The following is a 22,147-nucleotide window of genomic DNA, read 5'->3' as shown; positions in this document are numbered from 1 at the left end:
CGTCGGCGGGGCCCTAGGCTCGCTGCGTGGCCTCCAGCGCCGTCGCCCTCCGGCGGGTCGTCCATCGGTACGCCCCGCCGCTGCTGGCCGTCCTGGTCGGTGTGGCCGTCTGGGCCAGCGCGACCGGTGACATCGGGGTCCGCTCGCCGCTGCCGAGCGTCATCGTGCTGCTGATCGCACTGGGCTCGGCGTGGGCCGCCGGCACGGTCCAGGCCCGCCGCTGGCCGTTGTTCCTGGCTGCGGCGGTCGGCTGGTTGGTGCTGGCCGCGGCGGCGGCCGGGGTGCTGGCGTCGTACCAGGCGGGTCTGCGGTTGCGCGGTCGCCAACTCGCCGGGTTCCTCGCCGGTGCGGCGGGGGTGCTGGCCGGCGGGGTACTGGTCGGGCTGGCGGTGGGAGGCGTACGCCGGATCACCACCGCCAGCACCGGCAACGTGCTGCTGCTGGCCGCCTGCCTGGTGGGGCTTCCGTTGATCTTCGGCCTCTGGGTGCGGGCCCGTCAGGACACGCTCGCCGCGCTGCGGGACCGGGCCGAGCGGCTGGAACGCGAGCAGGAGGCCCGCGCCGACCAGGTCCGTGCCGAGGAGCGGACCCGGATCGCCCGGGAGATGCACGACGTGGTGGCACACCGGGTCTCGTTGATGGTGGTGCACGCCGGGGCGCTGGAGGTCACCGCCGTGGACCCGGCCACCGTCGAGGCGGCCGCGTTGATCCGGGCGACCGGCCGGCAGGCGCTCACCGACCTGCGCGAGGTGCTGGGTGTGCTGCGCCAGGCCGACCCGGCCGTGACGCCGGAGCGGGGGCTCGACACGGTGGACGAGTTGATCGGCGAGTCCCGTGCCGCCGGGCTGCGGGTGTCCCGGCGGGACGAGGGTGTGCCGAGGGCGCTTCCGGCGACGCTGGGGCGTACCGCGTACCGGGTGGTCCGTGAGGCGCTGACCAACGTCCGCAAGCACGCCGCCGACGCCGAGACGACGGTCTGCCTGCGCTACCTGCCCGACGGGCTGGAGGTGCTGGTCCGTAACGGCCCGTCCGAGGGCGGGTCGGCGTTGCCGGGTGCCGGGCAGGGGCTGCTCGGGCTGCGCGAGCGGGTGGAGCTGCTCGGGGGCCGGTTGGAGGCGGCCCCCGCGGACGGCGGCTTCCTGGTCCGGGCCCTGATCCCGCTGGCGGATGCGGCGTGATCCGGGTCGTGGTGGTCGACGACGAGCAGTTGGTTCGGGCCGGGCTGCGGCTGATCCTCGAGGCGGCGGAGGACATCACCGTCGTCGGTGAGGCGGCGGACGGCGCCGGCGCGCTGGAGCAGGCCCACCGGTTACGCCCCGACGTGGTGCTGCTCGACGTGCGGATGCCGGGCATCGACGGGCTGACCGTCGCGCCCGACGTGGTCGCCGTCGGCCCGAAGGTGATCATGTTGACCACCTTCGACCTCGACGAGTACGTGCACCGGGCGCTTCGGGCCGGCGCGGTCGGCTTCCTGCTCAAGGACACCCCGCCCCGCGAGTTGGCCGCCGCCGTCCGCACGGTGGCCGCTGGGAACGCGATGCTCGCTCCGACGGTGACCCGGCGCCTGATCAGCTCGTTCGCCGAGCGTGGTCCGGCCCGCCGGGACGCGGCCCGTGCGCGGCTCGCACCCCTGACCGAGCGGGAGTTGGCGATCGTGCGGGAGGTGGCGCGCGGGCACGGCAACGCGGAGATCGCCCGGCGGCTGACGATGAGCGAGGCCACCGTCAAGGCACATGTCAGCCGGGCGCTGGCGAAACTCCACGCGGGCAATCGGGTCCAGCTGGCCATCCTGGTGTACGACGCCGACCTGCTGTGACGGGTGTGCCCGTCAGCGTCGGGCGGCGGCGCGACGGTGTGCCTGGCGGCGCAGCCACCGAATTCCCTCCAGCCCGAACGTGACGACCAGCGAGACCCCCACGCCGACCAGCACGCCCTTCACCGGGTCACGTTCGAAGGCCAGCCCGCCGAAGTAGCCGAGCAGCCCGCAGTACAGCGCCCAGGTGACCGTCGCGATGCTGTCGTACAGCAGGAACGACCGGCGCGGATAGCCCACCGCGCCCATGGTGAGGGTGACGGCGGTCCGCCCGCCCGGCACGTACCGGCTGGTGGTCAGGATCATCCCGCCGCGTCTGTCCACCGCCCGCCGGGCCCACTCGGAGCTGGCCCGCCGGCGGCTGCCGTCGGGCAGGCGGGCCAGGCGGCGGGCACCTCCGCCCTTTCCGATGGCGTACGAGATGTGGTCGCCGACCAGCGCGCCCACGGCGGCGCTGACGATCACCAGGGTCAGGCTGGGATGCCCTCCGCTCGCCGAGAGCACCCCCGCGGTGATCACCGCCGCCTCGCCCGGCACCGCGGGGAAGAACGCGTCGATCGCGGTGAGCCCGAAGATCACCAGGTAGACCCACGGCGACGTGACCGTCCCACGGAGGAGGTCGAGCAGTGCGTCCATTCCCTCATGCTGGCCGGGCGCGACCTGCCCGGTGGGCGAGTCGCCAGATCCCCCGGAGTTGTCAGTTGGCGCGGACCAGGGCCGCTGGGGCCAGCAGTGGGCCGTGCGGGATCTTGTCGTCGGCGGTGGGGCCGTGCGAGGTCAGCACCACCGGTGTGCCCAGCTCCGCGCGCACCGCCTCGGCCCAGTCCGCCGGTGGGTCGTCGTACACCGGGCGGGAACGCAGCAGGCGGGCGGTGAGCGCGGCCTGGCGGTCCAGGTCGCCGGGCGGGCCCGGGGTGAGCCGGTCGGTGGTGTCGTAGCGGCGGCAGATTCGCAGGTCGGGGCCGGTCAGGTCGAGGTGGGTCAGGGCCAGGCCGTCGACGCCGCCGGCCGCGGCGAGGGCGTACCGGTGGGCGACCGCGTCGAAGTGGCCGAACCGGAACCGGCCCTGCCACGGGTTCGTGGCGTTGTGCGCGTCGGCGAACGGCAGGCCGGGGTCCTCGGTCACCAGCGGGCCGTGTCCGTGCCGGGTGGTGACGACGCGGAGCACCCCGATCCGGGTCACGTCGCCGGGCCGGCCCGCCTCGGCCAGCAGGCTGTCGACGTTGGCGAACGTCGTGGTGCTCCAGGTGGTGTACGGGTGGAAGCCGTGCCACTCGTCGAGCAGCACCCCCTGCGCGCCCTCGAAGACGCAGGTCCCGGTGCGCAGCGCCCCGGCGAGCCAACTGCCGTCGACGACGGCGACCCGGTCGGCGAACCCGGTGTACGCGGGCAGGCAGTCCTCGATCGGTGGCGCGTCCAGCGGGCCCAGCTCGGCGGTCAGCCGGTCCCGCAGGATGGTCAGCCTGCGGCGCAGCAGTGCCGGGTGGTGGCAGTCGGCGACCCGGGGCGCGTCGTCGGGGTGGGCGAGACCGTACGCGACGGCCTCGCCCACCCCCAGCCCGCAGGAGCCGTGCCGGTCGGCTCCCCGGGCGATCTCGCGGGCCCGGTTGGCGGCCCGGTGGTACGGGGTGGCGAGCAGTGCGTCCCCGTCGACGGTCAGCCGGTCGAGCGCGTCGGGCACCCCGACCGTCGCGAGGTGGTCGGCCTCGGCGGCCATCGCCAACGGGTCCACCACCACGTGCCGGGACAGGTGCGTACGCACACCGGGATGGAAGGTGCCCGCGCCGAACTGGGCGAACGTGTGATGCCGCCCGTCGCGCAGCACGACGTTGTGTGCCGCCTGCGCGCCCCCGTTGAAGCGGACCACCGTGTGCACCCGACGGGTGGCGCAGAGCCAGTCCACCACGGTGCCCTTGCCGGCGTCGCCGTAGCCGAGGTCGACCACCGCCACGTGGTTCACAGCCGGGTCACCCCGCTGGCCGTGTCGGTGAACGCCGGCAGCGTCGACACCTCGGCCCGCCGTTCCCGGCCGAGACGGGCCAGCGCCTTCGACACGGTCCCGGTGGCGCCGGAGCCGGCGCGGTCCAGGTCGCGCAGGCCCTCGTCCAGGTCGATGGCCTGCTCGCCGAGGCCGATGGTGAGCGCGATGGTCTCGCAGACCGCGTCGAGGTCGTCGAGCACGATGGCGTTCTGCCCGAGCAGGTCCCGCCAGAAGTCGAGCACCGTGGCGTTGCCGGAGTAGTGGCTGCCGGTGGGGAGCAGGTAGTAGGTGTCCCAGCGCCGGGTCACCTCGTCGACGACCTGCCGCAGCGGCACGTCCTCGGAGAGGTCGTCCCCGATCAGGCCGGCCACCTCCCGGGCCTTCACCCGCTGGTACGCCAGCTCGTCGCCGATGATGAACAGGTAGCCGCGCCGGCCGCGCTTCTCCCAGTTGTCGGTGACCGTGTGCCGGGCCATGAAGTACATGGCCAGCTCGTACGACTCGCTCATCTGACCGCCGCCACCGCCCTCCAGCACGATCCGGCCGAGGTCGTCGTCCATCCGGTTGTCCGACTCGAACTGGCCCACCTGCAACGGCACCCGGTCGCAGGTGGCGTCGCCGATGGCACCGAACATGATCTGCGGGTCGCTGGCGTAGCCCTGCCGCTGCAACAGCCCGAGCAGTTGCGGCAGCTTGGTCTGGAGGACCCGCGGTACCGTGCGCATCGAGCCGGTCACGTCGAAGAGCACCGCGACGGGGGTCGACCGGGGGTGCTCGGCGGAGTCGCGGCTCTCGCGGGTCGCGTCCCTGGGGTCGAGCGCGGGGTGCACGGTGCGCGCCCCGCTGTCGCTGTAGGAGAAGGCGCTCCTGCCGGTGGACCGGCGGTAGCGGTCGGCGGCGTCGTACACGTCGGTGGACCAGATTCCACTGCCCATGACAGCTCCTTAGGGGGTGAGGGTGAAGGGTCGGAAGGTGCGGGGCCCGTAGAGCCGGTCCAGCACCTGGTCGAGTTCGCGCAGCAGGCGCCAGGCGTCGTCGGGCCGGGCGCTCAGCGACCGTTGCCGGCAGCCCTGCGCGAAGGTGTGCAGCTCGCGGGGGGCGCGTGGGCCCATCAGCCAGCTCATGCAGTGGCTGGCCATCGCGATGTCGGTGCCCGGCCCGCACGGCTGCTTCGTGAGGACTTCCTCCGGGTCCCAGCCGTGGCCGGGGACCACCGCCGGGATGGTGCTGCCGACCGCCGCGGAGAAGCACCAGTCGATCAGCACCACGCCGTGGGCGTCCGGCTCGATCAGCACGTGTCGGGGCAGGACCGCGCCGTGCACCACGCCCGCCCGGTGGGCCAGGCCGAGCGCGACCAGCAGCCGCCGCCACATCCAGGCGACGTCCCGGGCGTCCAGCCCGTCGGGGTACGCGCGCCGCACCTCGTCGAGGTCGTGCAGGCCGGGTGCGGTGGCGATCACGTTGATCCGCCGTTCCGCGCCGGTGGCGGCGTCGCGGTGCCGGAACTCGTCGACCAGCCGGGGCACGTACGGCAGGTAGCGCGGGTCGCCGCGCTCGGCGATGGTGCGCAGGGCGTGCGCCTCGCGGGCCATCAGGTCGTTGTCGGTGGACCGTCGGGGGAGCTTCAGCAGCCGGTCGTCGCCGACGTCGTAGAGGTCGGCGAGGTCACCCGAGTGGGCCGGCGTGCCGAGCCGGTAGTCGCCGAGGACTGTCGTCTGCCGGGCCTGCCACCGGGTGGTGACGTGGATGAACGCGTCGGTGGCTTCGGCGCGTACCCCGGGGTCTGTCGGCAGCCGGTCGGGGTGCAGGGCCGCGACCAGCTCGCGGTAGCGGCGGGCCGGCTGGTCGGTGCCGAACAGGTCGGCGTCGGTGCGCGCGGCCGTGACCAGGTCGATGGCCTCGGTGGTCCTCATCGCACCGTCTCCTCGCGGGCCGGTCGCAGCAGCGCCGGGTGCAGCAGCCGGGCGTCGCCGGCCCGGTAGAGCCGGGCCCGGGGACCACCCCGCGCGCCGCCGCGTTCGGTGCTGGCGCCGGTGCTCTCCACGAAGCCCGGCACGGAGAGCACCTTGCGGTGGAAGTTGCCGGCGTGCAGCGGGTGCCCCCAGACCGTCTCGTAGACGGCGCGCAGCTCGCTGATGGTGAACTCGGCGGCGAGGAAGCGGGTGGCGAGCGGGGTGTACTCCACCTTGGAGCGGGCCCGTTCCAACGCGTCGTCGATGATCCGGCCGTGGTCGAAGGCGAGCTGCCGGCTGGTCAACGCGGTCACCGGCAGCCAGATCGCGTCGTCGGCGTCGCTGCCGGCGGCCGGGTCCGGCAGGTCGGGGGCGAACGCGAGGTGGGCGATCGAGACGACCCGCATGCGCGGGTCGCGGTCGGGAGCGCCGTAGCTGCCCAACTGCTCCAGGTGTACGCGGCGCAGCGCCTCGCCGCCGAGCCCGGTCTCCTCGGCCAGCTCCCGTCCGGCGCCGGCGGTCAGGTCCTCGTCGGGGCGGACGAAGCCCCCGGGCAGCGCCCAGTGCCCGGCGAAGGGTGCCTCCCCGCGACGGATCAGCAGCAGGTGCAGTGCGCCGTCGCGGATGGTCAGCGCCACCACGTCGACGGTCACGGCGACCGACGGATAGGCCCGCGGGTCGTACGCGGCCAGGAACTCCTGCTCGTTCATCGCGTCTCTCTCACTTTGAGAACATCTCGCTGTGAGAACAACTTAGCGCAGAAGCGCGCTCCTGCCAAGGGCAGCGGCGACTCAGCGCACGAGGCCCGCCAGGTGCGGTCGGCCGCGGGAGTCGTGCACTGTGAACACCCCGTCGGGCAGGAGCGCGAAGCTCACCGTGCTCGGCAGCGGTACGGGCAGCTTGAAGGCGACCTCGACGGTGTACGCATCCGGCAGTCGGGCCTCCAGCGCGGCGAGGCAACGCGCCTTGCTCCACATGCCGTGCGCGATCGGCCGACGGAAACCGAACAGCCGCGCTCCGAGTCGGGACGTGTGGATCGGGTTGTGATCGCCGGAAACCCGCGCGTACTCCGCACCGACGCGCGGTTCCACCCGCCACCGAGCGGTGGGCGTCGGCGCGGCGGCCCGTTCACCGGGATCGCGCCCGCCCGGCTTGCCCTCCCGACCGAGGTAGGTCGATACGCCACGCCACACCTCCGTCCCGTCGACCGAGCCGACCAGCACCACGTCCACCTGCCGCCCCCGGTCGTGGGGGCGCAGGTTCTCCGCGTACGTGGTGAAGTCGAGGGTTTCGTCGGCGGTGATCGGGCGGTGCATGGTGATCCGGTTGCCGATGTGCACCAGGCCGAGCAGCGGGATGGGGAAACCCGGTGCCGTCATCAGCCGCAGGGCCAGTGGAAAGCCCATGACGTGCGGAAACGTCGCCGGTAGCCGATCGCTGAGCCGGAAGGAGCAGACCCGGTCGTAGTCGGCCAGTTGCCCCCGGTCGACGGCCACCCCAGCCACTGTCAACTCGACAGCCGGCAGGTCGGGGCCGCGTCGCCCACCGCCGAGACCCGGTAGCGCGCCGAGCAACGCCCGCCGGTGCAGCGCCCCGGCCGCCGGCATCCGGGCCAGTTCGACAGGGGCACGACCACCCGACGGCCGGAGCGCCGCGGCCACGGTCCCCGCCGTCAGCGGCTCGGTCGGCCCGTCGATCAGCTCGTGCAGCGACAGGTCGTCGTCCGGCTCATTCGTTCCCCGCATCACGCCCCCAACAGGCTCTGGCCGCAGACCCGGACCACGTTTCCGCTGACCGCGCCGCTGGCCGGCCAGGCCAGCCAGCCGATCGTCTCGGCGACGTCCACCGGCAACCCGCCCTGGGCCAGGCTGTTCATCCGCCGTCCCGCCTCGCGGACCACCAGCGGGATGCGTGCGGTCAGCCGGGTCTCGATGAAACCCGGGGCCACCGCGTTGACGCTGATCCCGCGCTCGCGCAGGGCCGGCGCGAGCGAGTCGACCAGCCCGATCACGCCGGCCTTGCTGGTGGCGTAGTTGGTCTGCCCCCGGTTGCCGGCGATCCCGGCGATCGACGAGACCGAGATGATCCGCCCACCGGCCGGGATCAGCTCCCGCTCCAGCAGTACGTCGTTGATCCGTTCCTGACTGGAGAGGTTGACGTCGATCACCTGGTCCCACCGGTCGGCGTCCATCCGGCCCAACGTCTTGTCCCGGGTGATGCCGGCGTTGTGCACCACCACGTCGACCCGGCCGTGCCGGCCGGACAGGTGCTCCGCGAGTCGGCTCGGCGCGTCCGGCGCGGTCAGGTCGAGTTGGACGGCGGTGCCGCCGATGTCGTTCGCCACGGCGGCGAGCGCGTCACCGGCGGCCGGAATGTCCAGGGCCACCACCTTCGCGCCGTCGCGGGCGAGCACCTTCGCCAGCGCGGCACCGATGCCCCGTGCGGCGCCGGTGACCAGCACGACCTGCCCGTCCAACGGGCGGTCCCAGTCGGTCGGGACGCTCGCCGTGCCGCCGCCGACCCGGATGACCTGCCCCGACACGTACGCCGAGCGGCCGGACACCAGGAATCGGAGGGTCGATTCGAGGCTCGTGACGGCGGCGTCGCTGTCGCGGGCGACGTGGACGAGTTGCGCGGTGGTACCCCGGCCGAACTCCTTACCGATGCTGCGGACCAGCCCTTCGAGGGCGCGCTGGGCGGTCGCCTCGCGAGGTGTCGGGCACTCCTGCGGCGGGGTGCCCAACACGATCACCCGGCCGCTGGGCAGCACGGCCCGAGCCTGCGGGTGGAAGAAGTCGTAGAGCTGGCGCAGCTCGGTCGAGTCGGTGATCCCGGTGGCGTCGAAGAGCAGCGCCCCGTACCGCTGGGAGGTGGCCTCGGCCGGGTCGGCCAGCTCGATCCCGGCGGCGGTGAGGATCCTGGCAACCGGCTCGGCGAGCCGGCCGCCGGTGGCCGCGCCGAGCAGGGCCGGGCCGGCCAGCAGCGGGTCGCCGGGGTGGTGCCGGCGCAGTCGGGGCGGGTCGGGCAGCCCGAGGCGCTTGACCAGCGCGCGGCCGGCGGCCGATTGGACGAAGCTCGCGTACCTGTCGGTCATGGGCGTAGCCTACTGGCGAGTAGGGTTCGAGCAAACACATGTCGAGGAGGCGGATCGTGCAGAGCATCCGGCGGGTCGCGGTCATCGGGGGCAACCGCATCCCCTTCGCCCGCTCCAATTCCCGCTACGCGGACGCGTCGAACGCGGACCTGCTCGGCGCGGCGCTCGACGGCCTGATCGCCCGCTACGGGCTGGCCGGTCAGCGCATCGGCGAGGTGGTCACCGGGGCGGTGCTCAAGCACTCCCGCGACTTCAACCTCACCCGCGAGGTGGTCCTCGGCTCCCGACTCGACCCCCACACCCCGGCGTACGACATCCAGCAGGCCTGCGGCACCGGCCTGGAGGCGACCATCCTGGTCGCCAACAAGATCGCCCTCGGTCAGCTCGACGTGGGCATCGCCGGCGGTGTCGACACCACCTCCGACGCCCCACTCGGCGTCAACGAGGAGATGCGCCGCACGCTGCTCAAGCTCAACTCGGCCCGTACGCTGGGCGAACGGCTCAAGATCGCGGCGAGGCTGCGCCCGTCCCAGCCGTTCAAGCCGGAGATCCCGCGCAACGCCGAGCCGCGTACCGGGCTGTCCATGGGTGACCACGCCGCCCGGACCGCAGTGCGCTGGCAGATCGACCGGCGCTCCCAGGACGAGCTGGCGCTGCGCTCACACCAGCGCCTCGCCGCCGCGTACGACAGGGGCTTCTTCGACGACCTGATGACGCCGTACCTGGGGCTCACCCGGGATGCGAACCTGCGCCCGGACAGCAGCCTGGAGAAGCTCGCCTCGCTGAAGCCGGTCTTCGGCACCCGTGGCCCGGACGCCGAGCACGCCACCATGACGGCCGGCAACTCGTCACCCCTGACCGACGGCGCGTCCACCGTGCTGCTGGCCAGCGAGGAGTGGGCGGCGGCGCACCACCTGCCCGTGCTGGCCTGGTTCAGCTGGTCGGAGACGGCGGCGGTGGACTTCGTGCACGGCGACGAGGGGTTGCTGATGGCACCCGCGTACGCGGTGCCCCGGATGCTGGCCCGTGCCGGCCTGACGTTGCAGGACTTCGACTACTACGAGATCCACGAGGCGTTCGCGTCGCAGGTGCTGGCCACCCTCGCCGCCTGGGAGTCGCCGGAGTTCGCCAAGGACCGACTCGGCCTGGACGCGCCGCTCGGCGCTGTCGACACCGACCGGCTCAACGTCAACGGTTCGTCGCTGGCCGCCGGGCATCCGTTCGCCGCCACCGGCGGGCGCATCGTGGCGACCCTGGCGAAGCTGCTGGCCGAGCGGGGCAGCGGGCGTGGGCTGATCTCCATCTGCGCCGCCGGTGGTCAGGGCGTGACCGCCATCCTGGAGCGCTGAACGGAGCGTGCACAGCGACGCCCGCCGGACCTTCGGGTCTGGCGGGCGTCGACAGTGCGGTGGGGCTCAGCCGAGGGTGAACCTCTCCCAGGTGCTGATGACCGGGCCGTTGGCGATCAGTGGCTTGCTGCCCGCGCCGTCCGCGCTGACGTACTTGTTGTTGATGGCGGCCTTGAAGCTGACAGTGCCGTCGCTGCTGCGGACCATTGTGAACCGCTCCCAGGTGCTGGCCGTCGGTGCGTTCGCGATCAGCGGCTTGGCGCCAGCGCCGTCGGCGGACACGAAGTGGTTGTTGACCCGGGCGAGAAGGCCGACCTGCCCGTTGCCGAGATCCACCACGTCGAACCGCTCCCAGGTGCTGGCGGTCGCCGCGCTCGCGATCAACGGTTTGGCCCCCGCGCCGTCGGCGCTGACGAAGCGACCGTTGACCTTGGCCTTCAGCGACCGGTTCGCGTCCGGTACGACGACCAGGAGGAACTTCTCCCACGTGCCGATGGAGGGCCGGCTGGCGGTCAGCGGAATGGCGCTGTTGACGTCCGCGGTCACGTACTTGCTGCCGATAGGGGTCTGGAGGCTGATGGTGCCGTCGCCGTTGCGCACCAGCTTGAACATCTCGTATACGTCCACGAACACGCTGTCCGCGGTCAGTGTGGAGAGGTCGGACTGGGCGACGGCGACGTAGCGACCGACCGCCCGGGAGAAGAGGGCGACCCTGCCGTTACCGGCGTCCGCCAGGTCGAACTGCGCGATGGTGTTCGGTTCCGCCTGGTTCGGTCGAAGCCCGAAGCTCTTCTCGTAACTCACGTAGCGGCGGTTGGACAGGGCGCGCAGACCGACGGTCCCGGTCGGCCGCAGCATGCTGATCTGCCTGCTGTAAGTCCCCGACCGACCGTCGGTGCCGGTGACCGTGACGGCGATCTGGTAAGCGCCCGGGTTCGCGTAGGTGTGCGAGGCGACCGGACTCGTCTGGGTGACGGTGCTGCCGTCGCCGAACGAGAACCGGTAGGACTCGATCGGGCTGAAGCCGGGGAGGGAGGCGGACGCGTCCAGAGTCACCGAGCGCGCCTGGAGGTTCATGGCGACGTCGAACCGCACCTCCGGGCTCCGGATGGCTTCCACGGTGCCACGGTCGGCGTACGTGATCGGGCCGGCGCCGGTGTTCGGCACGCCCGGATCGTCGACGCGCGGCGCGCCGCCGCGGGCGAGGGTCGGGTAACCGGGGGCGGCCGAGTTCGCCGAGTCGATGTTGTCCCGGGCCTGCCTCGTCTCGCGGTCGTGTGCGGCCTGGCCGGAGGCGGCCCGGAACGCGGCCAGCGACATCCGGGTGTTCCAGGCGTAGATCTGCGGTGAGTTGCTGTCGTAGTGGTCAGCGTTGTTGTAGTCGACCACCGTCTTCCCGACGGCACCGCCGTAGACGCCGATCTCGACCCCGTCCAGCGCCGCGTTGGAGCAGTAAGCCAGATCGAAGTGACCGTTCAGAGCGAGCACGTTGTTCTGGACGGAGACGCCGGACGAGGCGCCGTCGACGCGGATGCCGTCCTGGCAGCGGTCCTTGATGGTGTTGTTGGCGATGGCCGTGCCGGTGGCCCCGTTGTTGTGCACGCCGTGGCCGGCGCCCCCGGAAATCACGTTGTTGGCCACCACGGTGCCGGCCGCGGTGGGCCCGAGCGCGATCGCCGCGTTGGTGAAACCGGCGATGCTGCCACCGATGTACGAGTTGCGCGGACCGTCGATCCGGACGCCGACCGTGTTGTCGGAAAGGATGTAGTTGGCATAGCCCTGCACGCTCGTGTCCTGGATGGCCACGTCACTGCTGGCGGCGTCCATGGTGATGCCGGCGCTGGCGGTCAACCCACTGACGGTGATCTTCGACAGGCTCGAGCTGGTCACGCCAGCGAACCGGATCACCGGTGACGTCGCGGGTATGTTCAGGCCGTAGGTGCCGCCCCGGATGGTGAGGCCCGACGAGTCGCGTGCGTCCAGGGCCGGCACCTCGGACCCGACGACGCGGAGGTTCTGGAGCACCACGTCGTGCTGGCCGTCGATCACGAAGCCGGCGGTCGCGCCGACCAGGGTTGCCGCGGAACTGGAAGTGGTGACGAAAGTTACCGGCTGCTCGGGGGTGCCGGACGTGCCGATCGTGACGCGCTCCGGGTAGTTGCCGCCGCCGATGTCGACGGTCTGCCCGCCGGTGACGATCGCCGCTGCGGCTCCGATGGTGCAGAACGGCTGCTCCACGGTGCCCGGGTACTGGTCGGAGCAGTTGGCGGGGGGATTCTGCCGGACGTAGAGCGTCGACGGAGCGGCCGCCTGGGCGGGCAGCGCGGTGCCCACCAGGGTGCCACTGGTCAGTAAGGCGGTCGCGAGACCGGCGAAGAAGGATTTGCGCATGCTGGCCTCGAGAAGGAGGAGGATCCGGCGACGCCGGAGGTCAGATAGGGGCGATTCTGCATGATCGACAAGTGCGGTGCTGACCTGGGTGACAAAACGGCCTCCCCGTCTCGTGACCGTCCGCCCGACCGCCTCCGTCACCGTCTGACAAGCTGCGCTGAGTCGTACGCGGCGACGCCCGCCAGACCGTGCGGTCTGGCGGGCGTCGAGGTGGTGATCCGGCTCAGCCGAGGGTGAACTTCTCCCAGGTGCTGACGGCCGGGCCGTTGGCGATCAGTGGCTTGCTGCCCGCGCCGTCGGCGCTGACGTACTTGTTGTTGATGCCGGCCTTGAAGCTGACCGTGCCGTCGCTGTTGCGGACCATGGTGAACTTCTCCCAGGTGCTGACGGCCGGGCCGTTGGCGATCAGCGGCTTGGTGCCCGCGCCGTCGGCGGACACGAAACGGCTGTTGGCGCGGGCGAAGAGGGCGATCTGACCACTACCGAGGTCGGCAATGTCGAACCGCTCCCAGCTGCCGACAGTCGCCGCGCTCGCGATCAGCGGCTTCACACCGGCACCGTCGGCTATCACGTAGCGGCCGTTCACGCTGGCCTTCAGCGACCTGTTCGCGTCGGCGACCGGCACCTGGGCGAACTTCTCCGAGGCGCTGATGGTGGACCGGCTGGCGCTCATCGAGACGGCGCCGCTGGCGTCGGCGGTGACGTACAGGTTGTTGCTGGCCTTGAGGCTGACGGTGCCGTCACTGTTGCGAACGACAGTGAACTTCTCCGGCGTGCCGACCACCTGGCCCGCGGCGTTCAGGGACTCGTTGGCCGACTGCGTGACGTAGCGGCCGTTGGACCGCGCGACGAGGGCCACCTGGCCGTTGCCGGCGTCCGCCAGGTCGTACTGCGCGGCGGCGGTCAGCCCGGCCTGGTTCGGCAGGAGAGCCGACGCGGACGTACCCACGTAGCGACGGTTCGACATCGCGAGCAGGCCCACCGAAGCGGTGCGCCGCAGCACGCTGACCTGCTCGGTGCTGCTGCCGCTCAGGCCGTCGGTCCCGGTGGGGCTGACGGTGACGTTGTAGGTGCCCGGCGTGGCGTACTTGTGCGTGGCGATCGGACTGGAGTGGGTGGTGGAGATTCCGTCGCCCCAACTGATCTGGTAATCACGGATCGGGACGAAGCCCGGCGTCGAGGCGGAGGCGTCCACCCTGACCGTGCTCGTGGCGAGGTCCACTGTGGCGTCGAAGGACGACACCGGGGGTTTGATGGATTCGGCAGTGCCACGGTCGGCGTACGTGATCGGGCCCGCGCCGGTGTTCGGCACGGCCGGATCGTCCCGGCGTGGCTTGCCGCTGGTGTCAAGGTCCTGGTAGCCGGGCGCCGTCGAGTTCGCCGAGTCGACGTTCTCCCGGACATCCGACGTGTACCGGTCGTGTGCGGCCTGCCCGGAGACGGTGCGGAACTGGGTGAGACCCATCCTGGTTCCGTTCCACGAGTAGCCGATCGTGGACGTGGAGTGGTGCCAGGTGTTGTTGTAATCGATCACCGTGCCGCTCAGCGCGGCGTCGTAGACCCCGATCTCGACTCCCTCGGGGGCCTGCGGATCGCAGTAGCCCTGGTCGAAGTCGCCGTTGTTGCGGAGCACGTTGTTCTGCACCGATACCTGGGACGACGCCCCGTCGACCCGTACGCCGCCCAGGCACCGGCGCTGGATGTCGTTGTTGGAGATGCCCGTGCCCTTGGCTCCGCGGTTGTGGATGCCGTATCCGATCCCGTCCCTGATCCGGTTGTTGGCGATCACCGTCCCGGCGGCGGCAGGGCCCACCGAGATGGCAGCCTCGGAGAAGCCGCCGACGTCGCCGCCGACAATCGTGTTCTGCGGCCCGTCGATTCGAATGCCCACGCCGTCATTGGTGGCTACGTGCTTCGACTCAGTCGCCACCGCTGAATCGTTGACGATCACCCCGCTGGTGGAGGCATCCATTGTCAGTCCGGCGGCTAGCGCCGTCCCGGTGGCGACGACCTGTTCCAGCATCGTGTTCGTCACGTTGGCGAGTCGGATGGCGGGCGCGGTCGCGACGTTCGCCATCGTGAAATCGCCGCCCGAGATCAAGATGTTCGAGGCGTTACGCAGATCGATGGCGGGGACGTCGGCAGACCCCCTGACGTTGAATTCCTCGATGTAGATGTCGTGCTGACCGTCGATGGCCAGGCCGGCGTTCGGCCCGACGAGCGTCACCGGTGCGCGGGGGTTCCGGGCCTGGAAGGCGATCCCTGCCTCTGGTGTGCCAGAGCTGGTGATGGTGACGCGCTCGGCGTAGGTGCCGCCGTCGACCCAGACCACCCCGGGGGCGGTCACCACGGCGGCTGCGGCACCGATCGTGCAGAACGGCGTGCCGTCGGAGCCGGGCCCCTGGTCGGAGCAGTTCGCGTCGGCCTGCTTGACGTACAGAATCATCACAGGGTCGTCTGCCTGGGCGGGTGCGCCGGTGGCCAGGAGGGTGCCGCCGGTCACCGCGATCGCGGTGAGGCCGGCGAGGGATCTTCTACGCATGCAAGCCCTCTGTCGTGAAATGGGATTCGGCTTCGCCGGAGATCAGATGGAGACCATGATCCGATACCGGCTGGTAGCTGTGCCGCCCCGGGCGACAAAACGGCCACCGGGCCCCACCGGCACCCGCCCTGGCCTGCTGGCCGCACGGGCCGCCGGGTAGGAGAGAATGAGGCACGTGACGACGATCCCCAACGTGCTGGCCAACCGGTACGCCTCGCCCGAACTGGTCGCCCTCTGGTCCCCCGAGGAGAAGGTCCGGATGGAGCGGCGGCTCTGGCTCGCCGTTCTCCGCGCTCAGCGCGACCTGGGAGTGCCGGTGCCGGACGGCGTGGTCGAGGCGTACGAGCGGGTGCTCGACCAGGTCGACCTCGCCTCGATCGCCGAGCGGGAGCGGGTCACCCGGCACGACGTGAAGGCCCGAATCGAGGAGTTCAGCGCGCTCGCCGGGCACGAGCACGTGCACAAGGGGATGACCTCCCGTGACCTCACCGAGAACGTCGAGCAGCTCCAGGTGCGCGCCTCGCTGGAGCTGATCCGTGACCGGGTGGTGGCCACCCTGGCCCGGTTGGCCTGGCTGGCCCACGAGCACTCCGAGCTGGTGATGACCGGCCGGTCGCACAACGTGGCGGCGCAGGCCACCACGTTGGGCAAGCGCTTCGCGTCGGCGGCGGAGGAACTGCTGATCGCGTACGAGCGGCTGGAGGAGCTGATCGCCAGGTACCCGCTGCGGGGGATCAAGGGACCGGTCGGCACGGCCGCCGACCAGCTCGACCTCTTCGACGGTGACGCCGACAAGGTGGCCGAGCTGGAGCGGCGGGTCGCCGAGCACCTGGGCTTCTCCCGGGTGCTGGACAGCGTCGGGCAGGTCTACCCGCGCTCGCTCGACTTCGACGTGCTGGCCGCACTGGCCCAGACGGCCGCCGCGCCGTCGTCGCTGGCCACCACGATCCGGTTGATGGTCGGTCAGGAGCTGGCGACCGAGGGCTTCAAGCCGGGTCAGGTCGGTTCGAGCGCGATGCCGCACAAGATGAACACCCGTTCCTCGGAGCGGGTGAACGGCTTCGCCGTGATCATCCGGGGTTACCTGTCGATGGTCGGCGAGCTGACCGGTGACCAGTGGAACGAGGGGGACGTGTCCTGCTCGGTGGTCCGCCGGGTGGCACTGCCGGACGCGTTCTTCGCCGCCGACGGGCTGTTCCAGACGTTCCTCACCGTGCTCGACGAGTTCGGCTCGTACCCGGCTGTGATCAACCGGGAGCTGGAGCGCTTCCTGCCGTTCCTGGCCACCACGAAGATCCTGGTCGCGGCGGTCCGGCGAGGCGTCGGCCGCGAGGTCGCCCACGAGGTGATCAAGGAGCACGCGGTGGCGGTGGCCCTGGCGATGCGCGAGAAGGGCTCACCGGAGAACGACCTCTTCGAACGCCTGGCGGCGGACGGCCGACTCGGCCTGTCCCGCGCCGACATCGACACCCTGGTCGCCGACCGGAACGCCTTCGTGGGCGCCGCCCAGGCCCAGGTGGCAGCCGTGACGAGGCGCATCACCTCCGTGGTGACCGCCCACCCGACCGCCGCCACCTACAGCCCACCCCCCATCCTCTAACCCCGCCCCACCCGGCCCCTGGCCTCCCGGGGCTGTTGATCATGAAGTTGTTGCCACGACACGCCGATTGGGGTGGCAACAACTTCATGATCAACGAGGCCGAGGGGCCGGGCCCGGTGTGAGGGGTTTGGGGTTATTCGCCGGTTGAGGTTTCGGCTGCGGTGCGGAGGGTCGGGGCGCTGGCGGGTTCGGCGATGCCACCGAGAGATTCGGCGAAGGCCGGGTCGGTGGCGGTCTCCGCCGCGACCGCCGGCTGGTCGGCCGGCATGACCTCGGGCATCTTGGGTACGGCGACCACTGCCGTCCCGTACGCGCAGATCTCCATCCACATCTCGCCGCAGTCCCGGCTGTCGAACCGCATGCCGATCACCGCGTTCGCGCCGATCCGGAGGGCCTCCTCGCCGAGGCGGGTCACCGAGTCGGTGCGCCACCGGGTCAGGTTGTCCGGGGCCATCGGGTCGTACGCGCCACCACGCAGGTTCTTCACACCCTCGCGGTACGGGTTGCGCGTCCTGGCCATTGATGACACCACCTCACCGAGAATCTGGCGGATCTCGTAGCCGGGCAGTTGCTCTGTCGTCACGACCAGCACGTTTCCGATGCTGTCAGGAGTGGCCCGACCCGATCGGGTGCATTGTTCACCTGGTCGGATGCTGCAAAACGGCGCGGCGCGGACGGCCGGCACGTGGCCGACCATCCGCGCCGAGCGGGGCGCTAACCGTCAGACACCGGCCACCGAGGTGATCCAGGCCCGGTTGTACGCGACGCTGCCGTAGTTCTGGATGCTCGACCCGTCGGCGGTGGAGGCGACGCCGACCTGCTGACCGTTGTAGAACTGCGGGCCACCGGAGTCGCCGCGCCACGCGTTGCCGTTGATCCTGGTGCTGCGGATCGCCTGGCCGCCGTACGCGTCGGTGACGCCGTTGCTGGTCACCCGGACGGTGGCGGTCTTCAGCTGGGTGGACGCCGAGCAGCCGCTGTAGCAGGTCATGCCCCAGCCGTAGATCGAGTTCGTCGAGTTGATCGGCGGGTTGCTACTGGCCAGGCTCACCGCGGAGGTGCTGACGGTGCTGGAGAGCCGCATGAGCGCGAGGTCGTAGCGGGTGTAGGTGGCGCTGACCGAGCGGGTGACCCCGCCGGAGGTGCGGTTCACGCTTCCGACGCGTACCGACATCGTGCCGCTGATGCAGTGCCGGGCGGTGAGCACCCACTGCGCGGCGATGACGCTGCCGGAGCAGGTGAACGAGCCGTTGCTGAGCACCGCGGCGGCCCAGGGCGCGGACGAGACGGTCTCGCCGCCGATGATGGGTTGCGGGCCGGCGGGGGCGGCGGACGCGGCGGACGTGACGCCGAGGGCGCCGACCAGCGCGGTGCTGAGTACGGCGAGCAGGGGGCGGATGCGCATCGGTTGGACTCCTTGGACGGGGCGGGCCCGGGGTCGCCGGGTGCGGGTGGCGCCGGACGGCGGGGGTTCCCGACGCCAGCGAATCGACTTACGTCGATGTACTGTAGGGCGCGACGCGATCGTTATCAAGGAGGTGATCGAGGTTGCCCAATGTAACGATTCGGCCACCCGCTGCGCCGTATATGTCCTGCTAGGGCCACCTGTAGCGTCTGACGTGTCACCCTGAGCGTCAGTAATGTCGATCACTGCCTGAGCGGCACCCGGCCGGTGCGTCCGCGGCGATATCTGCCAGGTACGCTGGCTGCGCTCGCCCATTTGTGGGTCGGCACCCAACTGCGTACACAGTCAGGAGTGCCCAGTGCCTCGCGTCGTCGTCGACGTCATGCTCAAGCCCGAGATCCTTGATCCGCAGGGCCAGGCCGTCGCAAACGCGCTGCCCCGGCTCGGCGTCAGTGATGTCGCCTCGGTTCGGATCGGCAGGCGCATCGAGATCGAGTTCACCGGTGAACCGGACCTGGACCGCGCCCGGGAGATTGCCGACAAGCTGCTCGCCAACCCCGTCATCGAGGACTTCACCGTCCGCGTGGTCGAGGCCGACGAGACCGCGGACGCCCGCTCGTGACCGCCCGGGTCGGTGTCGTCACCTTCCCCGGCTCGCTCGACGACGGGGACGCGGCCCGGGCTGTCCGGATCGCCGGCGCCGAGCCGGTCCGGCTCTGGCACGGCGACCCGGATCTGCACGGCGTCGACGCCGTCGTCCTGCCCGGTGGGTTCTCCTACGGTGACTACCTGCGGTGCGGTGCCATCGCCCGGTTCGCCCCGGTGATGGAGACGATCGTGGACGCCGCCCAGGGTGGTCTGCCGGTGCTCGGCATCTGCAACGGCTTCCAGATCCTCTGCGAGGCGCACCTGCTACCCGGCGCGCTCACCCGCAACCAGCACCTGCACTTCCGCAACCGGGACCAGGTCCTGCGCATCGAGTCGGCCGGGACGGCGTGGACCAACGCGTTTCAGCCCGGCCAGGAGGTGCTCATCCCGGTCAAGAACGGCGAGGGCTGCTACGTCGCGGACACCGCGACGCTGGACCAGCTCGAAGCCGAGGGCCGGGTGGTCGCCCGCTACCTCGGCGGCAACCCCAACGGCTCCCAGCGGGACATCGCCGCGATCACCAACGCCGCCGGCAACGTGGTCGGCATCATGCCGCACCCCGAGCACGCCGTAGAGGCGCTCACCGGCCCTTCGCTGGACGGCCTCGGCTTCTTCACGTCGGTCCTCAAGCACCTGGTCGGGGCGCCGGCATGAGTGCGAGGAGCGGCTTCGGCGGGCACCAGCGCAGCGAGGAGAGGTCATGACCACCCATCCGGATCCGGTACGGGACACGCCGGAGGCGTACTCCGCCCCGGCGCAGCCGGCCGAGCCGAGCCCCGCGCAGCCGGCCGCACCGGCGACCGCTCCCGCCCAGCCGGCCGCCGCCGTCTGGGCCGAGGGCGTCGACACCGTGCCGCGCGCCGGTGGCACCCCGGGCGAGCTTCAGCCGTACACCGAGCTTGGTCTGCGCGACGACGAGTACGACCGGATCCGGCAGATCCTCGGCCGCCGGCCCACCCAGTCCGAGCTGGCGATGTACTCGATCATGTGGAGCGAGCACTGCTCCTACAAGTCGAGCAAGGTGCACCTGCGCCAGTTCGGCGAGAAGGCCCCGCAGAGCGACCGGCTGCTGGCCGGCATCGGTGAGAACGCCGGTGTCGTGCAGATCTCCGACGAGCTGGCGGTGACCTTCAAGGTCGAGTCGCACAACCACCCGAGCTTCGTCGAGCCGTACCAGGGCGCGGCGACCGGCGTCGGTGGCATCGTCCGGGACATCCTCGCCATGGGCGCCCGCCCGGTCGCGGTGATGGACCCGCTGCGCTTCGGGGCCGCGGACCACCCGGACACCGCCCGGGTGCTCACCGGCGTGGTCGCCGGCGTCGGCGGCTACGGCAACTGCCTGGGCCTGCCCAACATCGGTGGTGAGCTGGTCTTCGACCCCTCCTACCAGGGCAACCCGCTGCTCAACGCGCTCTGCCTGGGCGTGCTGCCGGTCAACCGGTTGCAAAACAAGGCCGCAGCCGGTCCGGGCAACGTTGTCGTTCTGATGGGTGCCAAGACCGGCCGCGACGGCATCGGCGGCGTGTCGGTGCTGGCCAGCGCGACCTTCGACGAGGGCAGCGAGGCACGTCGACCCGCTGTGCAGGTCGGCGACCCGTTCACCGAGAAGCTGCTGATCGAGGCGTGCCTCGAGCTGTACGACGGCCAGCTGGTCGTCGGCATCCAGGACCTCGGCGGCGCCGGCCTGACCTGCGCGCTCACCGAGACCGCCGCCGCGGCCGGCACCGGCATGCGGGTCTGGCTGGAGCGGGTGCCGCTGCGCGAGCCCTCGATGGACCCGCACGAGATCCTGGCCAGCGAGTCGCAGGAGCGGATGCTGCTGGTCGTCGAGCCGGAGAAGCTCGACGCGGTGCTCAAGACCTGCGAGAAGTGGGGCGTTCTCGCCACCGCGATCGGTGAGGTCACCGCACCGGAGCCGGACGGCCGCCCGGGTCGACTGCTGATCACCTGGCAGGACCACCTGGTGGTCGACGTGCCGCCGGGTTCGCTCGTCGACGACGGCCCGGTCTACGCCCGGCCGATGCGTGAGCCGGCCGACCTGATCCTGCTCCAGGCCGACCGGGCCGAGACGCTGCCCCGCCCGGCCGACCCGGACGCGCTGCGGGAGACCCTGCTGCGCATGATCGCGTCGCCCAACCTGGCCGACAAGACCTGGGTCACCGAGCAGTACGACCGCTACGTGCTGGGCAACACCGTGCTCGCCCAGCCGGAGGACGGCGGCGTGATCCGGATCGACGAGCGGACCGGTCTCGGTGTGGCGCTGTCGGTGGACGGCAACGGCCGGTACACCCGACTGGACCCGTACAACGGCACCAAGCTGGCCCTGGCCGAGGCGTACCGGAACGTCGCGGTGACCGGCGCGAAGCCGATCGCCGTGACCAACTGCCTCAACTTCGGCTCCCCGGAAGACCCGGGTGTGATGTGGCAGTTCGCCGAGGCCGTCCGCGGCCTGGCGGACGGCTGCCTGGAGCTGGGGATCCCGGTGACCGGCGGCAACGTCAGCTTCTACAACCAGACCGGCGCGGCGGCCATCCACCCGACCCCGGTTGTCGGTGTGCTGGGTGTGCTGGACAACGTCGCGGACCGGGTGCCGATGGGCTTCGCGCCCCGCCCCGGCGGCGACCACGACCAGCTCTACCTGCTCGGCGAGACGAACGTGGAGCTGTCCGGCTCGGAGTGGGCCTGGGTGACGCACGAGCACCTCGGTGGCATTCCGCCGCAGGTCGACCTGCTCCGCGAGAAGGCGCTCGCCGAGCTGCTGGCCGAGGCGGCCCGGGTGGGTCACCTCAGCTCGGCACACGACCTCTCCGACGGTGGCCTCGCCCAGAGCCTGGTCGAGTCCTGCCTGCGTCGCGGCGTCGGTGCCCGGGTCGCGGTGCCGGAGCAGTTCGCCGGGGGCTCGATGCCGTTCGTCTACCTGTTCAGCGAGTCCGCCACGCGGGCGCTGGTCTCGGTGCCGCGCGGCCACGACAAGGCGTTCGCGGCGCTCTGCGCCGAGCGGGGCGTGCCGTTCGAGCTGATCGGCGTCACCGACCCGTCCGGCGGGGTGCTCGAGGTGCACGGGCAGTTCCGGATCGGCCTGGACGAGCTGCGTACCGCGCACACCGAGACGTTGCCGCGCCTCTTCGGGGGTACGGCGGCCGTCGAGGTGCCCGCGCCGGCCGCCGGCGTGGCGGGTGCGGTCGAGGCCGTTCCGCTGCCGGGCGAGCCGGCCGAGCCGGTCGACGCGGCCGAGGTGGTCTCCGAGCCGATCGCATCCTCGGGTCCGTCTCCGGAGACCGGCGCGGTCGAGCCGACCGGGTCGCAGCAGCCGGGCGAGGTGTCCGAGTCTGACTCTGGTGTCACCGAACCGTCGCCTGACGAGCGCTGAGG

At 71.5% G+C, this 22,147-nt stretch carries 18 protein-coding genes; 7 read left to right on the top strand and 11 right to left on the bottom strand.

Translation table 11 applies throughout. The features are described from left to right. Positions 1-26 precede the first annotated feature (26 nt). Together ACZ6NZ_RS03570 and ACZ6NZ_RS03565 are read left to right on the top strand one after the other, a co-directional pair. Complete coding sequence (locus ACZ6NZ_RS03570; RefSeq protein ID WP_465855400.1) at positions 27-1,178, top strand: sensor histidine kinase; 1,152 nt, start codon at positions 27-29, stop codon at positions 1,176-1,178. Beyond that, positions 1,175-1,816 carry a response regulator gene (locus ACZ6NZ_RS03565; protein ID WP_465855398.1) on the top strand — a complete coding sequence of 214 codons (642 nt, stop codon included), beginning with the start codon at positions 1,175-1,177 and terminating at the stop codon, positions 1,814-1,816. The genes ACZ6NZ_RS03570 and ACZ6NZ_RS03565 overlap by 4 nt, the downstream gene beginning before the upstream one ends. A gap of 12 nt (positions 1,817-1,828) precedes the next feature. Here ACZ6NZ_RS03565 and ACZ6NZ_RS03560 read toward each other — a convergent pair whose 3' ends face one another. From ACZ6NZ_RS03560 to ACZ6NZ_RS03530, 7 genes are all read right to left on the bottom strand, one after another. After that, the gene (locus ACZ6NZ_RS03560; RefSeq protein ID WP_366606068.1) at positions 1,829-2,449 is read right to left on the bottom strand and encodes a DedA family protein; all 621 of its coding nucleotides are present in this window, start codon (positions 2,447-2,449) and stop codon (positions 1,829-1,831) included. A gap of 61 nt (positions 2,450-2,510) precedes the next feature. Next, positions 2,511-3,773 (bottom strand): adenylosuccinate synthetase, encoded by a 1,263-nt coding sequence (locus ACZ6NZ_RS03555; protein WP_465855396.1) that lies wholly within the window; start codon positions 3,771-3,773, stop codon positions 2,511-2,513. Continuing rightward, positions 3,770-4,729 (bottom strand): hypothetical protein, encoded by a 960-nt coding sequence (locus ACZ6NZ_RS03550; RefSeq protein ID WP_465855394.1) that lies wholly within the window; start codon positions 4,727-4,729, stop codon positions 3,770-3,772. The genes ACZ6NZ_RS03555 and ACZ6NZ_RS03550 overlap by 4 nt, the downstream gene beginning before the upstream one ends. Positions 4,730-4,738: 9 nt before the next feature. Continuing rightward, positions 4,739-5,707, bottom strand: coding sequence for a BUD32 family EKC/KEOPS complex subunit (locus tag ACZ6NZ_RS03545; protein ID WP_465855392.1), 969 nt, complete (start codon positions 5,705-5,707; stop codon positions 4,739-4,741). Continuing rightward, positions 5,704-6,456: an NUDIX hydrolase gene (locus tag ACZ6NZ_RS03540; protein WP_366606062.1), complete on the bottom strand. Its 753-nt coding sequence runs from the start codon at positions 6,454-6,456 to the stop codon at positions 5,704-5,706. The genes ACZ6NZ_RS03545 and ACZ6NZ_RS03540 overlap by 4 nt, the downstream gene beginning before the upstream one ends. A gap of 81 nt (positions 6,457-6,537) precedes the next feature. Continuing rightward, on the bottom strand, positions 6,538-7,491 hold the full coding sequence (locus ACZ6NZ_RS03535) for a MaoC/PaaZ C-terminal domain-containing protein (RefSeq protein ID WP_465855390.1): 954 nt from the start codon (positions 7,489-7,491) through the stop codon (positions 6,538-6,540). After that, positions 7,491-8,840, bottom strand: coding sequence for a 3-oxoacyl-ACP reductase (locus tag ACZ6NZ_RS03530; RefSeq protein ID WP_465855388.1), 1,350 nt, complete (start codon positions 8,838-8,840; stop codon positions 7,491-7,493). Before ACZ6NZ_RS03530 ends, ACZ6NZ_RS03535 begins: the two co-directional genes overlap by 1 nt. Before the next feature lie 56 nt (positions 8,841-8,896). On the opposite strand from ACZ6NZ_RS03530, the gene ACZ6NZ_RS03525 reads away from it, so the two are divergent. Continuing rightward, positions 8,897-10,189 (top strand): acetyl-CoA C-acetyltransferase, encoded by a 1,293-nt coding sequence (locus ACZ6NZ_RS03525; protein ID WP_366606058.1) that lies wholly within the window; start codon positions 8,897-8,899, stop codon positions 10,187-10,189. Between the two features lie 66 nt (positions 10,190-10,255). Here ACZ6NZ_RS03525 and ACZ6NZ_RS03520 read toward each other — a convergent pair whose 3' ends face one another. Continuing rightward, positions 10,256-12,580, bottom strand: a complete 2,325-nt coding sequence (locus tag ACZ6NZ_RS03520; RefSeq protein WP_465855385.1) for a PKD domain-containing protein — start codon at positions 12,578-12,580, stop codon at positions 10,256-10,258. A gap of 223 nt (positions 12,581-12,803) precedes the next feature. Next, positions 12,804-15,122: a PKD domain-containing protein gene (locus ACZ6NZ_RS03515; RefSeq protein ID WP_465855383.1), complete on the bottom strand. Its 2,319-nt coding sequence runs from the start codon at positions 15,120-15,122 to the stop codon at positions 12,804-12,806. 175 nt (positions 15,123-15,297) lie between these two features. Here ACZ6NZ_RS03515 and purB point away from each other — a divergent pair, with 175 nt between their 5' ends. Next, positions 15,298-16,722, top strand: a complete 1,425-nt coding sequence (gene purB, locus ACZ6NZ_RS03510; RefSeq protein WP_465855381.1) for an adenylosuccinate lyase — start codon at positions 15,298-15,300, stop codon at positions 16,720-16,722. A gap of 133 nt (positions 16,723-16,855) precedes the next feature. Here purB and ACZ6NZ_RS03505 read toward each other — a convergent pair whose 3' ends face one another. Further along, complete coding sequence (locus tag ACZ6NZ_RS03505; RefSeq protein ID WP_465855379.1) at positions 16,856-17,419, bottom strand: YbjQ family protein; 564 nt, start codon at positions 17,417-17,419, stop codon at positions 16,856-16,858. Positions 17,420-17,443: 24 nt separating this feature from the next. Next, a complete protein-coding gene (locus tag ACZ6NZ_RS03500) occupies positions 17,444-18,127 on the bottom strand; it encodes a S1 family peptidase (protein ID WP_465855377.1) in 684 nt (227 codons plus the stop codon). Between the two features lie 358 nt (positions 18,128-18,485). Between ACZ6NZ_RS03500 and purS the strand changes: the two genes are divergently transcribed. From purS to purL, 3 genes are read left to right on the top strand one after another with little or no spacing between them, the layout of a single operon-like run. Next, on the top strand, positions 18,486-18,749 hold the full coding sequence (purS, locus tag ACZ6NZ_RS03495) for a phosphoribosylformylglycinamidine synthase subunit PurS (RefSeq protein ID WP_091624745.1): 264 nt from the start codon (positions 18,486-18,488) through the stop codon (positions 18,747-18,749). Further along, positions 18,746-19,429 carry a phosphoribosylformylglycinamidine synthase subunit PurQ gene (purQ, locus tag ACZ6NZ_RS03490; RefSeq protein ID WP_366606049.1) on the top strand — a complete coding sequence of 228 codons (684 nt, stop codon included), beginning with the start codon at positions 18,746-18,748 and terminating at the stop codon, positions 19,427-19,429. Before purS ends, purQ begins: the two co-directional genes overlap by 4 nt. Positions 19,430-19,475: 46 nt before the next feature. Further along, on the top strand, positions 19,476-22,145 hold the full coding sequence (gene purL, locus ACZ6NZ_RS03485) for a phosphoribosylformylglycinamidine synthase subunit PurL (protein WP_465855375.1): 2,670 nt from the start codon (positions 19,476-19,478) through the stop codon (positions 22,143-22,145). Positions 22,146-22,147: the final 2 nt, after the last annotated feature.

It is taken from the genome of Micromonospora sp. NPDC047756 (genome assembly GCF_055587245.1).
This window is presented reverse-complemented; position numbering and strand designations above follow the sequence as displayed.

Bases quoted from the DNA above. Each gene is read 5' to 3' on its own strand.
- ACZ6NZ_RS03560 (WP_366606068.1), bottom strand. From the start codon at position 2,449: ATGGACGCACTGCTCGACCTCCTCCGTGGGACGGTCACGTCGCCGTGG.
- ACZ6NZ_RS03550 (WP_465855394.1), bottom strand. From the start codon at position 4,729: ATGGGCAGTGGAATCTGGTCCACCGACGTGTACGACGCCGCCGACCGC.
- ACZ6NZ_RS03545 (WP_465855392.1), bottom strand. From the start codon at position 5,707: ATGAGGACCACCGAGGCCATCGACCTGGTCACGGCCGCGCGCACCGAC.
- ACZ6NZ_RS03540 (WP_366606062.1), bottom strand. From the start codon at position 6,456: ATGAACGAGCAGGAGTTCCTGGCCGCGTACGACCCGCGGGCCTATCCG.
- ACZ6NZ_RS03535 (WP_465855390.1), bottom strand. From the start codon at position 7,491: ATGCGGGGAACGAATGAGCCGGACGACGACCTGTCGCTGCACGAGCTG.
- ACZ6NZ_RS03530 (WP_465855388.1), bottom strand. From the start codon at position 8,840: ATGACCGACAGGTACGCGAGCTTCGTCCAATCGGCCGCCGGCCGCGCG.
- ACZ6NZ_RS03520 (WP_465855385.1), bottom strand. From the start codon at position 12,580: ATGCGCAAATCCTTCTTCGCCGGTCTCGCGACCGCCTTACTGACCAGT.
- ACZ6NZ_RS03515 (WP_465855383.1), bottom strand. From the start codon at position 15,122: ATGCGTAGAAGATCCCTCGCCGGCCTCACCGCGATCGCGGTGACCGGC.
- ACZ6NZ_RS03505 (WP_465855379.1), bottom strand. From the start codon at position 17,419: ATGGTCGGCCACGTGCCGGCCGTCCGCGCCGCGCCGTTTTGCAGCATC.
- ACZ6NZ_RS03500 (WP_465855377.1), bottom strand. From the start codon at position 18,127: ATGCGCATCCGCCCCCTGCTCGCCGTACTCAGCACCGCGCTGGTCGGC.
- purL (WP_465855375.1), top strand. From the start codon at position 19,476: ATGACCACCCATCCGGATCCGGTACGGGACACGCCGGAGGCGTACTCC.